At 73.3% G+C, this 13,960-nt stretch carries 11 protein-coding genes; 7 read left to right on the top strand and 4 right to left on the bottom strand.

Annotated elements, in window-relative coordinates:
- Positions 1 to 152 precede the first annotated feature (152 nt).
- The 4 genes from ACIHIX_RS12535 to ACIHIX_RS12520 are packed head-to-tail and all read left to right on the top strand — an operon-like array spanning position 153 to position 7,925.
- The gene (locus tag ACIHIX_RS12535) at positions 153 to 2,405 is read left to right on the top strand and encodes an iron-containing redox enzyme family protein (RefSeq protein WP_399953699.1); all 2,253 of its coding nucleotides are present in this window, start codon (positions 153 to 155) and stop codon (positions 2,403 to 2,405) included.
- 32 nt (positions 2,406 to 2,437) lie between these two features.
- Positions 2,438 to 4,336 (top strand): carbamoyltransferase, encoded by a 1,899-nt coding sequence (locus ACIHIX_RS12530; RefSeq protein ID WP_399953697.1) that lies wholly within the window; start codon positions 2,438 to 2,440, stop codon positions 4,334 to 4,336.
- A 45-nt stretch (positions 4,337 to 4,381) separates the two neighbouring features.
- On the top strand, positions 4,382 to 4,540 hold the full coding sequence (locus ACIHIX_RS12525) for a hypothetical protein (RefSeq protein ID WP_399953694.1): 159 nt from the start codon (positions 4,382 to 4,384) through the stop codon (positions 4,538 to 4,540).
- Positions 4,533 to 7,925 carry a hypothetical protein gene (locus tag ACIHIX_RS12520; protein ID WP_399953691.1) on the top strand — a complete coding sequence of 1,131 codons (3,393 nt, stop codon included), beginning with the start codon at positions 4,533 to 4,535 and terminating at the stop codon, positions 7,923 to 7,925. The genes ACIHIX_RS12525 and ACIHIX_RS12520 overlap by 8 nt, the downstream gene beginning before the upstream one ends.
- 305 nt (positions 7,926 to 8,230) lie before the next feature.
- Here the strand turns inward: ACIHIX_RS12520 and ACIHIX_RS12515 are convergent, their stop codons facing one another.
- Both ACIHIX_RS12515 and ACIHIX_RS12510 read right to left on the bottom strand, forming a co-directional pair.
- Entirely contained in the window at positions 8,231 to 8,752 is a 522-nt protein-coding gene (locus ACIHIX_RS12515; protein ID WP_399953689.1) for a flavin reductase family protein, read from the bottom strand.
- Entirely contained in the window at positions 8,749 to 9,657 is a 909-nt protein-coding gene (locus ACIHIX_RS12510; RefSeq protein WP_399953811.1) for a beta-ketoacyl-ACP synthase 3, read from the bottom strand. Before ACIHIX_RS12510 ends, ACIHIX_RS12515 begins: the two co-directional genes overlap by 4 nt.
- Positions 9,658 to 9,988: 331 nt before the next feature.
- Here ACIHIX_RS12510 and ACIHIX_RS12505 point away from each other — a divergent pair, with 331 nt between their 5' ends.
- The 3 genes from ACIHIX_RS12505 (at position 9,989) to ACIHIX_RS12495 (ending at position 12,465) form a co-directional block, all read left to right on the top strand.
- The gene (locus ACIHIX_RS12505; RefSeq protein ID WP_399953686.1) at positions 9,989 to 10,594 is read left to right on the top strand and encodes a DNA-binding response regulator; all 606 of its coding nucleotides are present in this window, start codon (positions 9,989 to 9,991) and stop codon (positions 10,592 to 10,594) included.
- A gap of 126 nt (positions 10,595 to 10,720) precedes the next feature.
- Positions 10,721 to 11,506 (top strand): AfsR/SARP family transcriptional regulator, encoded by a 786-nt coding sequence (locus ACIHIX_RS12500; RefSeq protein ID WP_329337302.1) that lies wholly within the window; start codon positions 10,721 to 10,723, stop codon positions 11,504 to 11,506.
- Positions 11,503 to 12,465, top strand: a complete 963-nt coding sequence (locus tag ACIHIX_RS12495) for a 3-hydroxyacyl-CoA dehydrogenase NAD-binding domain-containing protein (RefSeq protein WP_399953683.1) — start codon at positions 11,503 to 11,505, stop codon at positions 12,463 to 12,465. Before ACIHIX_RS12500 ends, ACIHIX_RS12495 begins: the two co-directional genes overlap by 4 nt.
- Positions 12,466 to 12,529: 64 nt before the next feature.
- Here ACIHIX_RS12495 and ACIHIX_RS12490 read toward each other — a convergent pair whose 3' ends face one another.
- Together ACIHIX_RS12490 and ACIHIX_RS12485 are read right to left on the bottom strand one after the other, a co-directional pair.
- Positions 12,530 to 13,003 (bottom strand): nuclear transport factor 2 family protein, encoded by a 474-nt coding sequence (locus ACIHIX_RS12490; protein ID WP_399953680.1) that lies wholly within the window; start codon positions 13,001 to 13,003, stop codon positions 12,530 to 12,532.
- The gene (locus ACIHIX_RS12485; RefSeq protein WP_399953678.1) at positions 13,000 to 13,920 is read right to left on the bottom strand and encodes an SDR family oxidoreductase; all 921 of its coding nucleotides are present in this window, start codon (positions 13,918 to 13,920) and stop codon (positions 13,000 to 13,002) included. Before ACIHIX_RS12485 ends, ACIHIX_RS12490 begins: the two co-directional genes overlap by 4 nt.
- Positions 13,921 to 13,960: the final 40 nt, after the last annotated feature.

Raw genomic sequence — 13,960 nt, 5'->3', positions numbered from 1 at the left:
CTCGCTTCCGCCGGCTCTCCCTGTCTCCCACCGTGAGGTGATCACTGTGTTCCGCAAGCTCGCCGCCCTGTTCAAGCAGCGCAGGAACCGCCGCAGGCGCCGCAAGGACAACACCATCTACCCGATGTTCTGAGGGAAGGTGCCGCTGCGTCATGTCCTCCCGCTACCGCACGCTGTATCTGCGCGCCCTCTCTCCCGGCGCCCCCGATCCGCTCACCCCGCAGGACGGCCGGGGCCTTCCGTCCACCGACGTCCACGCCCACCACGCCCCCGAAGCCGCCGAACGGGAGCTGCTCGCGCTGTGCGCGGAAGCCGCCCGGTGGAGCACCGCGGAGAGCGACGCCTTCGCCGCGGTGCTCCCTGACGCGGGGGAGGATCTCGACGAGGCCGTCCGCCGGGTGCTGCGCAACTGCGCGCCGTTCGCGCTCAGTGCCGGGGCCTGGCTGCAATGGCTGTCGGGGCCCGGCAACTCGGAGACGGAACCCGTCCTGCGGACCCTGACCCTGTACGCCGCGGACGTCGGGGTCGGGCTGCCGCTGGCCGACCGCGGCAGCGACTTCCGTGAACTGCTGCGGCGCCACGGTGTCGCGGAGGAGGTGCCCGGTGTGCTGCTCGCGGGCAGCGAGTCCGTCGACGGATTCAGCTTCCGGCTCCCCGCTCTGCTGCTGACGATGAGCCGGCTGCCCGACACCTACCGCTGCCAGCTCCTCGGCGCCGACCTGTGCCTGCGCCACCTCGGCGTGCCGCCGCCCCTCGCCGCCGCGCTGCGAGCCACGGACGCCAAGGACGAGACGTACGAGACGCTCGACCTGGGCGCGGCCCGCGCCGCCGGCGGGGCGCCCGGGCGTGAGCTGTCCTGGGCCGCCGTACGGGCGCAGTTGGCGGCGGCCGGGCCCGCGGGTGGGGTGCTTGAGGGGTTCCGCTGGGCTTTGCGTGAGGTGCGGGAGTGGAGTGAGCGGCTGCGGCAGGAGACCGCGCTGTCCCTGCACCCCGATTACGGGGTCTGGAGGCTCATCCACACCCGGGCGCGGCAGGCGGCGGTCTACCACTCCGGTTTCCGGCTGGAGGGGCGCCCGCTGTCGGAGTGGTTCGCCGATGTCGACGCCGGTCCCGCGCCCTTCCTCGCGGCGCTGGCCCGCAGTCGGCTCGTACGCCCCGGGAAGCCGGAGTCCAGTCCGCTGCTGGGGCGGCTCATCGGCCCCGAGGGGCCCATGTTCCGGATCTTCACCGAGGAAGAGCTCGCCGTGCTGCGGCGGTGGATACGGGGGCTTCCCGAAACGGGGTCCGTGCTGCGTCCCGACGCACCGGATGCCGCGAGCCGTCAGGCCGGGCTGCATCGGGCCCAGGCGGACTGGCCCGGGCGGGGCGGGGTGTCCCGGGCGGTGGCGTCGGCCTCGACGGTGGCACCCGGGGCGCGCGAATCGGCCCAGGGAGTGGCACCCGGGGTGCGCGGGCCGGGCTCGGTGCGGCGGCCCGCCCTTACGCCCCGGGCCGCGCGTAAGGCGTATCCGCTGCTCCTGAGCCGTGCCGACTCGCCCGGGCTGCGCGCGTTCGCGCACGCCTACGCGACCCGTTGGCTGGCCCGCTCCCGCTACGCCCTCAACCGGCCGGCGAAGGGGGCCCTGCCCGAGCGCTGGGACCGGGAGAACGGGCTGCGTCCCTGGCTGGCCCGGGCCCACGACCAGCATGCCGAGGGCTTCGACGAGGAGCAGGTGGCCCTGCCCAGTCGTGACGAACTCATCGACTCCACGCTTCAGTTGGCGCCCCTCATCATGATCGACGGCGGCTGGCTGCAGGGGTTCACGGACTACCGGCTCGCCGCGTCCCGCGCCGGACACTTCCTGTTCCGCACCTACTGGGACGAGCTGGGCAACGGGGAGCCGGAGCTCAACCACCCCCGGATCTACCGTGCGTTGCTGCGCCAGATGGGAATCGACCTGCCCCCCACCGCCTCGCCCGAGTTCATCGCCTGGCCCCAACTGCGCGACGAGGCCTTCGCCATGCCGGTGTTCTGGCTGAGCGTCTCCCGGTTCCCGGAGGAGTTCATGCCGGAGATCCTCGGGCTCAACCTGGCGATGGAGCTGTCCGGGGTCGGCGGCAGCTACCGCGATGCCCGGGTGGCGTTGCGGCACCACGGTTTCAGCACCCAGTTCGTCGATCTCCACAACACGATCGACAACGTGGCCACCGGTCATTCGGCATGGGCGGCCGACGCGATCGACAGCCATCTCAACGAACTGCCCGCACGCCCCGGCCCCGGCGGAGAGGCCGAGGTCTGGGAGCGCGTCCGGGTCGGCCAGCGCTCACTCAACCCGCCCGCCGGCCGGGCCGCCGCACTGTACGCCGCGCTGCGCACCGTACGCCGCACCCCGCCCCCCGCACGCCTCGCGCCCGCCTCCCACTGACCCGCCTCCACTGACACCGAGGAGTTCGGTCCATGGCATCTGATGCCCCCGTCACCACCGTCCTGGGTCTGTCCGCGTACTACCACGACAGCGCGGCTGCCGTGGTCGACGGCGGCGGGATCGTCGCCGCCGCTCAGGAGGAGCGGTTCAGCCGACGCCGCCACGACCCGTCCTTCCCCGAACTCGCCGTCCGCTACTGCCTGGACGAGGCGGGTCTCGCCCTCGCCGACCTCGACGCCGTCGCGTACTACGAGCGCTCGGACCTCAAGTTCCGTCGGGTGCTGGCGACTTACCTCGGTACGGCGCCGCGTTCCTGGAGCTCGTTCCGGGAGGTGATGCCCGACTGGCTGAGCTGGAAGCGGCGCGCGCCGGACACGGTCCGGGAGCGGCTGGGCGCGCTGTTCGCCGGTCCCGTCCCCGAGATCAGGGCCTTCGGGCACCACGAGTCGCACGCCGCGTCCGCCTATCTGCCCAGTCCCTACGAGACCGCGGCCGTCCTGTGCGTCGACGGGGTGGGCGAGTGGACGACCACGTCGATCTGGCACGGCGTGGCCGGGGAGGTCGTGCCGGTCGCCGAGCTGTCCTTCCCGCACTCCCTCGGGATGCTCTACTCGGCGTTCACCTATTTCTGCGGCTTCAAGGTCGACTCGGGCGAGTACAAGCTCATGGGCCTCGCCCCCTACGGGCGACCCGTCCACGCCGACCTGATCCGGGAGCATCTGGTCGACATCAAGGACGACGGCTCGTTCCGCCTCGACCTGCGCCGGTTCGCCTTCCAGTACGGCCAGGTCATGACGGGGCGCGGCTTCGAGGAGCTGTTCGGCGGTCCGCGCCGGGAGCCGGAGAGCCCGCTCACCCAGCGGGAGTTCGACCTGGCCGCGTCCGTGCAGGCCGTCACCGAGGAGATCATGCTGAAGCTGGCGCGGACGGCGCGCCGGCTCACCCGGGAGAGCCGGCTGTGCCTGGCGGGCGGGGTCGCACTCAACTGCGTCGCCAACGGCAAGCTCGCCGAGGCCGGGATCTTCGACGAACTGTGGGTCCAGCCGGCGGCCGGTGACGCGGGCGGTGCCCTCGGGGCCGCGCTGCTGGCCCAGCGGGGACCGGCGCGGGCCCGGAGCCACACCCGTACAGGCCGCGACGCGATGCGCGCCTCCCGCCTCGGCCCCCGGTTCGACGACGACCGGATCCAGGCCTATCTGGACGCCTCCGCCATCCCGCACCGCCGGCTCGGCCCCGAGGAGCTCAGCCGCGCGGTGGCCGGGCAGCTCGCCGAGGGCAAGGTCGTGGGCTGGTTCCAGGGGCGGATGGAGTTCGGGCCGCGGGCGCTCGGCTCCCGGTCCATCCTCGGCGACCCACGGGATCCGGCGATGCAGTCCGCGATGAACCAGAAGATCAAGTTCCGTGAGTCGTTCCGGCCGTTCGCACCCGCGGTGCTGGCCGAACGGGCCAAGGAGTACTTCGAGTTGGGGCAGCCCAGCCCGTACATGCTGATCGTCGCCCGGATCGCGGCGCAGCAGCAACTCGCCGAGCGGGACCCAGGGGAGAGTTCCGGGCCGGCGTCCGAACAGGCCTCCGGGCCGGCGTCCGGGCAGGTCTCCGGGCTGGAGTTGCTGAAGGTTCCCCGGTCCACCGTGCCCGCGGTCACCCATGTCGACCGCTCGGCCCGGGTGCAGACGGTCGACGCGGAGCAAGACCCCGCGTTCCACCGGCTGTTGACCGAGTTCGACCGGCTCACCGGGTGCCCCGTCCTCGTCAACACGTCGTTCAACGTGCGGGGCGAACCCATCGTGGCGACCCCGGAGGACGCCTACCGCTGCTTCATGCGCACCAACATCGACACCCTGGCCATCGGCGGCTTCCTGATCGAGAAGGCGCAGCAGCCGGCCTGGCCGGAGAACGACAACTGGCGCGAACTGATCCCGCTGGACTGATCCCCGCACTCGTGGACCGAACTCCCCCTGCTGAGAGGCCTCATCATGGATGCGCTTCGCCGCGCCTGCGTCCTGGCGCTGCTCGCCGTCGCCTATCTCTTCGTCGTCCTGCCGGCCGGCCTGGCCGCCCGGCTGCTGCGCGATCCCCTGAACCGCGCGCTGCGACCGGACGCCCGTACCTATTGGAGCGGGCCTCGTGCCTGAGCACGGCACCGTGCGGTCGGTCCTGGTGCTCGGGGCCGGCCCGCAGGCGTGCCGGGCGCTGACGGAGCTGGGGCTGCGGGTCGTCCTCGTCGATCCCGACCCCGGGACGGTCACCACCGACCCGGAGTTCGCCGACGCCACCTACGTCGAACCCCTCACCCCCGAGTCCGTCGAGAACGTCATCGCCAGGGAGCGCCCCGACGCGCTGCTGCCGGCCCTCCACGGGCGCGCCGCCCTCGACACGGCCGTGGCCCTGCACGAGGCGGGCACGCTCGACCGGTACGGCGTCCGGCTGCTCGGCGCCGACGCCGGAGCGCTCCACCGGGCCGCGGAGGCTGTAGGGGCGGGGGTGGACCGGGCGAGGGCCGTTCCCGAGGGGCGCAGATACGGGCTCCAGTTGCTGCGCGACAGGAACGGCGCCACCGAGGTCGTCTGCACCTTCGAGACCTTCGACCTGCCGGGCGGCGGCACGATCACCGTGGCGCCCGCCAGGACACCGACCACGCGGGTGTACGACATGCTGCGCGACGTCGGCCGGTCCGTGGTCCGCGAGATCGGCGCGGGCGCCGGGGGCTGCACCCTGTGGTGCGCGGTACGGCCCGAGAGCCGCGGCGTGACCGTCCTCGACGTGGACCCGCGGGGTGCGCGCGAGGCGGCGCTGGTGGCGTGCGCCACCGGGCTGCCGATGGCGGGGATCTGCGCCGAACTGGCCGTCGGCCGCACGCTCGACGAGACGTCGGTACGCTCCCGCCCCGCACCCGGCCATGTCGCCGTTCGCGCGGTCGCCCCCTCGGGAGCGGAGGCCCTGGCCGTCGGCCACACCTTCACCGGGGCCCTGCACGAGGCACTGGCCCGCATCGCGTCCGACGTGATCGACGGCGGCCGCATCGGGACCGATCCCTGGCTCGCCGAGCAGCTCGCCGTGATCCGGAAAGTGGCGGACGAGGTGGCCTGCGCGCCCGAGCTGACCGGGGAACTCATGGACGAGGCCAAACGACACGGGTTTCGTGACCACCGGATCGGTGAGCTCCGCGGGCTGCGCGAGGACGTCGTCCGGGAGATCCGGTACGCCCTCGGTGTGCGCTCGGTGCCACCGGTGCTCGGGCCGGGCCGGTGCCGCGACGGGCAGGGGCCGACGGCCGGGCGTACGAAACCCGTGGTGATCGTCCTGGGGCGGAACGACGGCGCGTCGGCCGCCCTGCGCGCGGCGCGGCACGAGACCGTCGTGGTCGGCCGCGCGCCGATGCCCCCGTCTGCGGACTGGGACGAGCGGGCCGCCGACCGGTTCTACTGCGCCCCCCTCACCACCGAGGCCGTCCTGGAGGTGGTGCACGCCGAGCGACGCGGCGGCCCGGTCGCCGGGGTGTGCGTGCAGTTCGGCGGCGCGGACGCGACGCGGCTCGCGCGGGACCTGGCGGACCAGGGCGTACGGGTCCTCGGCGCCCCGCCGTCCGCGGTCCTCGCCACCGAGGGGCACGACACGTTCCAGGACCTCGTGCGTAGCGCCGGGCTGACCGCGGTGCGGTACGCGACGGCGTCCTCACCGGCCGAGGCCCGGGCCGCCGCCGAGGCCGTCGAGTATCCAGTGACGGTGCGGTGGGCCGGCGGGGACGGGAGGCAGGAACTCGTGCCGGACGCGGAGGCGTTGGCCTCTCTGCTCGGCGGGCCCGGAAGCGTCGGTGGTGCGTGGCCCGTGGTGATCGGGCAGGTGGTGCGTGATGCCGTCGAGGTCGTCGTGGACGCGCTGTTCGACGGGGAGGAGGTCTATCTGGGCGGGGTGCTGGAACGGCTCGGGTGGGTCGACGTGTCGGACGCCGGTGCGGTGCACGTCCTGCCGGCCGTCACGCTCGGCGGCCATGACATCGAACGGGTGCGTGCGGCCACCCGGGTGCTCGCCGGGGCGCTCGGGGTGCGCGGCGCGCTCACCGTGCGATGCGCTCTGGCCGGTGGGGTGCTCCATGTGCGCGGCGCCGAACCCCGGGTCTCCGGGACCGTGCCCTTCACCACGCAGGCGACCGGCGTGCCGCTCGCGCGGGCCGCCGCTCGCATCGCGCTCGGCGCCTCCGTGGCGGAGCTGCGGGCCGAGGGCCTGCTGCCCACCACCGGCGACGGCACCACCCTCCCCCCGGGCGCCCCGGTCGCCGTCGCCCAGACCCTGCCCGGGACCGGGGTGACGACGGGCAGCGGGACGGAGGCGGACAGCGGGGAGGCTGCCGGTGGCGGGACGGAGGCGGGACGCGGGGAGGCTGCCGGTGGCGGGGATACGAGGGGAGACGGGGACGCCGCCGACATCCGGGACGCAGGCCGCGGCAAGGACGCAGCCGGCATCCGGGGTGTGCGCCGCGGCAGGGGCGTTGTCGGCATCGGGGAGGCGAGAGGCGACGGAGACGCCGCCGGCATCCGGGACGCGAGCCGCAGCAAGGACACTGCCAGCATCCGGGAGGCGAGAGGCGACGAGGACGCCGCCGACATCCAGGACGCGAGCCGCGCCAGAGGCGCTGTCCGCATCGAGGAGGCTAGAGGCGAGGGAGAAGCCGCCGATATCCGGGACGCAGGCCGCGGCAAGGACACTGCCGGCACCCGGAAGGCGAGAGGCGACGGGCACGCCGCCGGAATCCAGGACGCGAGCCGCGCCAGAGGCGCTGTCCGCATCGAGGAGGCGAGAGGCGAGGGAGAAGCCGCCAGCATCCAGGACACACGCCGCAGCAAGGACACTGCCGACACCCGGAAGGCGAAAGGCGACGAGGACGCCGCCGACATCCAGGACGCGAGCCGCGCCAGGGCCGTTGTCGGCATCGGGGATGCTAGAGGCGAGGGAGAAGCCGCCGGAATCCGGGACGCAGGCCGCGGCAAGGACACTGCCGGTATCGGGGACGTGATGCGCGGCGCGGAGGCCATGGGGGTCGGGGAGTCCTTCGGTGTCGGCTACGCCAAGTCCCGGGCGGCCGTCGGTGGCCCGTTGCCCACCAAGGGCCGGGTCCTGCTGGCCATCGCCGATCGCGACCGGCGCTCGGTGGTCTTCCCGGCGCGTGAACTGGCCGTCCTGGGCTTCGAGTTGCTGGCCACCGGCGGTCTGGTGAGCCTGCTTCGACGTAACGGCGTCAAGGCCGGCGCCCTCCACACGATCGACCGGACGCTTGCTGCCCGGCTGGTCCGCGACGAGCAGATCGACCTGGTCGTCGTCACGCACCACCGGGGGGACGACCCCGCCGAGGGCCAGGGGGTCCTGGCCGCCGCCTTCGCGCAGGGAGTGCCCTGTCTCACCACGGTCCGGGACCTGGCCGCCGCCGTCCAGGGCATCGACGCCCTGCGACGCCCGCGCGAACGCACCCGGCTCCGCCCGCTCCAGCACTGGCAGTCCCGGCAGTCCCGCACGACACACTGATCAGGGCCCGGTCGGGGGGGGGGGGGCCACGGCTAGTTACGCGGGCCCCCCGCCCGGGCCCGGTGGGGGGGGGGAGGGCCCCCCGGGCGCCAGAGCGCCCCCCCCGACGCCCGACCACCCCTTGCCCGCCCGGGCCGCCCCCAACAACACCTTCACGCGGGCGGGGGGGGGGGTCGTAGCACCGGAAATGGTCCCCCCCCCCCCCGACCGGGCCCTGATGCGGTAGGTACGGCCCCGCGGCTGAACTGCCGGCCCGCGCGAAGCCGTCCGCGGGCGGCCCGCGGACGGCCTGGTCCTCGCTGTTCTCAGGACCGCACCGGGTCCGAGTGCAGGGTGTGGAAGGTTCGGCGGTGGTGGATGAGGGGGGTGCCCTCGCGGTGGTGGGCCTCGGTGACGCGGCCCACCAGGAGCAGGTGGTCGCCCGCCGGGTGGCGGGCGTGGACGCGGCAGTCGAGGCGGCACAGGGCTCCCGGCACCGCGGGGGGCATGCCGGGGGTGGCGGTGTCGTGTTCGTGCGGGTCGAACTTGTCCGCGCCGCTGCGGGCGAACCGCGCGGCGACCTCCTCCTGTTCCTCGTCCAGCAGGCTCACCACGAACCGCGTGCAGTCCGCGAACGCCCGGTAGCCACCCGCGCGACGGGCCACGCACGCCACAACCAGGGGCGGCTCCAGGGACACCGAGCTGAACGAGGTGACCGTCAGTCCCCAGGGGCGCCCCGTCGCGTCCCTGGTGGTGACGACCGCCACGCCGGCCGCGTGACAGGCCATGGCCGCCCGGAACGCCTCCGCCGGCACGGAACGCGGAACGCCGGTGGTCTGCTCGGTCATGGCAGCACCACCACCTGCCCGGCGAAGCTCAGCCCCGCGCCGAAGCCGATCAGCAGGGCGGTGTCGCCCCGGCCCACCCGCCCCTCGGCGAGCACGGCGTCGAGCGCGAGCGGTACCGACGCGGCGGAGGTGTTGCCGGTGTGGACGACGTCCCTGGCCACGACCGTCTCCGGGCCGAGGCCGAGCCGGTCCGCCATCAGCTCGATCATCCGCACGTTCGCCTGGTGCGGGACGAAGGTGCCGAGCCGGTCGGGGGTGACGCCGGCGACCCGCAGCATCTCCTCGGCGGCCGGCGCCACCTCGTCCATCGCCCAGCGGAAGATCCGCCGGCCGTCGATGCGCAGCCACGGCCGCTCACCGCCCTCGGACCAAGGGGCCGTCATCCAGACCGAGTCGACGTACCGGCTGTCCGTGCGCCGTACGACGGGGCCGAACCCGGGCTCGTCCGAGGGTCCCACCACCACCGCGCCCGCGCCGTCGGCGAACAGGAACGCGCTGCCCCGGTCGGTGCGCTGCACGATGTCCGTCATCCGGTCCGCGCCGATCACCAGGACATGGCGGGCGCTGCCCGCGCTCACCATGTCCGAGGCGATCGCCAGCGTGTGGCAGAAACCGGAGCACGCGGCCGAGGTGTCCAGCGCGGCGGCCCGGTCGGCCCCGAGGGAGCGTGCGATGCGGGCCGACAGCGGCGGGGCGTGCCGCAGGTTCGTCATCGTGGCGATCAGGACGAAATCAAGGTCCTCCGGGCCGATCCCGGCCTGGGCGAGCGCCTTGCCCGACGCCGCCACGGCCATCTGCTCCAGCGTTTCGTCAGGGGCCGCGAAGCGTCGCTCCCGAATACCGGAGCGGGTTTCGATCCACTCGGGCGTGGAGTCGAGCGTCCGGCACAACTCCGCATTGTCGATCACCGTGCGAGGGCGATAGCCGCCGACGCCGAGAATCCTGCCGTATGAACTCGTGCGCGGGTGCGGCGTATCGGAAACACTGATACCTGTCGTTCTTGTCAACGCCTTCTCCACTTCGCCGTGCTGACGAGGAAAACTCCGCAGGAGTGAGAAAAGAACACGGCGCACCCTCACCGCGCCCGGTGGAGCACTTCTCGAGTGCGACTCGACCCCGACCACATACTTGCTTGATTGGCTGATAGTTGTCTGTGGCAACGTCAGTACCAGCCGTATTGTTGGGCAAGGCTCTTTTCAGCCGACGACCAAGGGCAGCTCGGGGGAGGCCGTGGACGTGGTACGTCTACTGATCGCGGAGGACGCGCACATGGTCCGCGGGGCGCTGGTCGCCCTGCTGAACCTCGAACCGGACTTCACGGTGGTGGCCGAGATCGGCCACGGTGACGAGATCGTGCCCACCGCCCGACGGACCCGCCCCGATGTCGCCCTCATCGACGTGGGCCTGCCCGGCACCGACGGCCTGACCGCCGCCGCGCAGCTGCGCGCGACCCTGCCGGAGTGCCGCACCCTCATCCTGACCAGCACGGCACGGCCCGCGGTGGTGCGCCGGGCCCTGGACGCCGGGCTGGAGGGGCTGCTACTCAAGGACGCGCCGCCCGACCGGCTCGCGGCGGCGGTGCGTGACGTCATGACGGGGCAGCGGGTCTACGACCAGGACATGACGCTGGAGGCGCTCACCCTGGGTTCCGGAATCCTCACCCCGCGCGAGACCGAGGTGCTGGCGCGCGCGGCGGACGGGCACGACGCGGGGCACATCGCCGCCCAGCTCCATCTGTCGGCGGGCACGGTGCGCAACTATCTCACCGCGATCGTCAGCAAGTTGAACGCCCGGAATCGCGTCGACGCCATCCGGATGGCGCGGGAGGACGGGCTTATCTGACGCCTTGTCAGTATTCCCCGACGCGGGCATGAAAATATCCCGTCGAGTCATGAAGGGATCACTGGGAACCGCGAATTGCTCGTGCCAGACTCGAGGCCGTCCTGATTTCCGAGCGAAGGCCGAGTCATGGATATCGAGGTAATGGGTCCGCTGCACGTACGCCTGGCCGGCACATCACTGGTGCCCAGCGCCGGAAAACCCCGTCAGCTCCTGGCACTTCTCGCCCTGCGGTCGGGACATCTCGTCCCGATCCCGACGCTCATGGAGGAACTGTGGGGTGAGCACATACCCCGCAGCGCACAGACCACCTTGCAGACCTATGTCATGCAATTACGGCGGCTCATCAGGAAGGCGCTCCCGGCGGGCTCGCCGCTCACCGCGAAAGACGTTCTCATCACCCGGTTCGGCAGTTATCAGCTGGGCGCCGAGCCCGGCCGGTCCGACATGGCGCGGTTCCACGAGAAGGCCGCGGCGGGCGCCCTCGCGCTGGAGCGCAGAGCACCGGCCGAGGCCTCCGCCCTGCTGCGGCAGGCGCTGGACATGTGGCGCGGCCCGGCTCTGGCCGACGTACCGGCCGGTCGCATCCTGGACATCGAGATCCTCGCGATGGACGAAGCCCGCACCCGGGCCCTGGAGTTGTGCCTGTCGGCCGACCTGCGGATGGGACGGCACGGGGAGATCCTCGCGGAGCTGGTGACCGTCGCCGCCCACAACCCGCTCAGCGAGAACATCTGGGCGCTGCTGATGACCGCCCTGCACCGGTCCGGCCACACCTGGCGGGCACTGGAGGCCTTCCAGCAACTGCGCGGCACGCTGATGCGGGAGCTCGGCGTGGAGCCGTGCACCCGGATCCAGCGGCTGCACCAGGAGATCCTCAGTTCCGGCCGCGACGACGAGCGGAGTGCGGCATGACCGGTTTCGAGAACCCCCGCACGGTCGCCGTCCTCGGCACCGGGACCATCGCCCTCGGCTGGACGGCGCTGTTCGCCGCCGCCGGGCTCGACGTCCGGATCAGCAGCACCCGCCCGGACGCCGAGGAACAGGTCACACGCGCCCTTCCGCTGTACGCCCGTTCGTTGCCCGGTGGCCGGCTGCCCCCCGAACAACTGGCCGCGCGGCTCACCTTCTGGGGCAGCCCCGCACAGGCCGCCGAGGGTGCCCAGGTCGTCCAGGAGAACGTGCTGGAGAACCTGGCGCTGAAGCAGGACGTGTTCCGCGCGGTCGCCGAAGCCGCGCCGGACGCCCTGCTGCTGTCCTCGACGTCCACGCTGCTCCCGGCCGACCTGGGTGCCACGCTCGACAAGCCGGGGCGGGTGATCGTGGGGCATCCGTTCAATCCGCCGCACATCGTGCCGCTGGTGGAGGTCGTGGCCGCCGAGGAGGCCGAGCCGACTCGGGTCGAGGCGGTCATGGAGTTCTACCGCGCGCTGGGCAAGACACCGGTGCTGCTGCGCCGCGCCGTGCCCGGGTTCGTCGCCAACCGGCTGCAGTCGGCGCTGCTGCGCGAGAGCATCCACCTGGTGCGCGAAGGGGTCGTCACGGTGGGCGAGTTGGACGAGATCGTCACCGCGTCCCTCGGCTCCCGGTGGGCGGTCACCGGCCCCTTCCGGGCGTTCCACCTGGGCGGCGGCGAGGGCGGTCTGCGTCATCTGATGGCGCACCTGGGCGACGGCCTGGAACGGAGCTGGGCCGGGCTCGGCAACCCCTCGGTCGACGAGGACCTGAAGGAGACCCTCCTCGACCAGGCCGACGAGGCGTTCGGCGGGTACGACTACCAGCGGCTCGCCGCCTGGCGCGACCGGGGGCAGAACGCCGTGATCGCGGCGGTGCGGGAGTCCGGGCCGGTGGAGAGCGACGGCCCGGGGGCCTGAGGCCCAGGCAGCGATGAGGGCCGGGGCGAGCGCGCGCCCCGGCCCTTCGTGTCGCCCCCGTCGCTCAGCCCGCGATCTCCTGGTCCTGCGTCACCTCGCGCTTCAGCGTGCGCAGTTCGCCGTCCTCACGGACGAGCACATCGCGCACCAGGCAGCTCGGCGCGATCACGGGACGCGGCTCGCCCGGCCGGGTGGTGCCGATCAGGGCGTAGTACTCGGTGTGGACGGAGCCGTCGTCCTGCTCCCGTACGTCGAGCATGGTGAACCAGTGCCGGCGCTGCACCGGGTCGGTCCGGAAGCGCCGCTCGTTGTACGCCCGTACCTCCCTGGCGATGTCGGCCCGGCCGCGCACCGCGGGCTCGTCCGGGGAGTGCGCGAACAGCGCGTCCTCGGCGAAGGTGGCCGCGAACTCCTCGGCGCGGACGGCGTCGAGGTGGTGGACCTGACGGGCGTAGAAGAGCTGGACCTCCGCGTAGAGCCCCGACTGGGCTGTCTGCCGGACGGAGGTCGAGGGGGTGGGGCGGGCTGCGGTGCTCATGAGGTCTCCTTGGATGACGGCCCCCGGCCGGGGGCACCGAATGCCGCTGCGTGGTCCTCGGCCCAGGTGCGGAAGGAGCGGGGCGCCCGGCCGGTGAGCTCCCGCACGGTCGGTACGACGGGCAGTCGGCGCTCGTGGAGGTAGCGCTCCACGTCCAGCAGGCCACGGGCGTAGGCCTCGGGCAGGAACGGGGCGACCCGGTCCACCCAGACGTCGGGCTCCACCCGTGCCACGCTCAGCTCGCGGCCGAGCACCTCCCCGAGGACGCGCACCCGCTCGGGGACGTCGAGGATCTGCGGCCCCGAGAGCCTCAGCACCCGGGACCCGTCCGGTGGAGCGCCCCGCAGCGCGGCGGCGGCCGCCTCGGCGACGTCCCTCGGGTCGATCACCGGGACGGCGAGGTCCGGGTGGACGACGTGCACGGTGTCCCCGGCAGCCAGATCCGCGGCCCAGCCGAGCGCCTGGGTCGCGAACGGGGCGGGTCTGAGCACGGTGACCGGCACCCCGGTGGCGGTCATCCGCGCCTCGCCGAGCACATGGCGGGCGAAGAGCGGCCCGCGGTGCGCGGAGTCGGGGGGCGCGTCCGCGGAGACGACGACCAGATGACGGAGCGTCTCGGTCTTCTCCGCGGCCTGCGCGAACGCGTCCCCGGCGTCGGCGGCCAGGACGACGAAGGCGGTGGAGACGCCGTGCAGCGCCTCGGCCATCGCGGCGGAGTCGGTCAGGTCGCCGGAAACGGTCGCGTCCGCGCCTTCGGGCGGCCCGGCGCGCCCGGGGTCACGGACCAGGGCGCGGACGGTGAACCGCCGACCGCCGTGGCTCCCCTTGCTTCCCTGGCCCCCCTGGCCGCTCAGCGCCGCGACGAGGCGGCGTCCCACCGTTCCGGTGGCACCGGTGACCAGCACGGTCTCGGGCATGCGCATCCTCCCGGAGTGCGCGGCGGGCGGAGTTGCCCGC

It is taken from the genome of Streptomyces sp. NPDC051913 (genome assembly GCF_044593635.1).
Lineage (GTDB): Bacteria > Actinomycetota > Actinomycetes > Streptomycetales > Streptomycetaceae > Streptomyces.
Note: the sequence above shows the minus strand (reverse complement) of the source record. Positions and strands in the feature narration are given on the sequence as shown.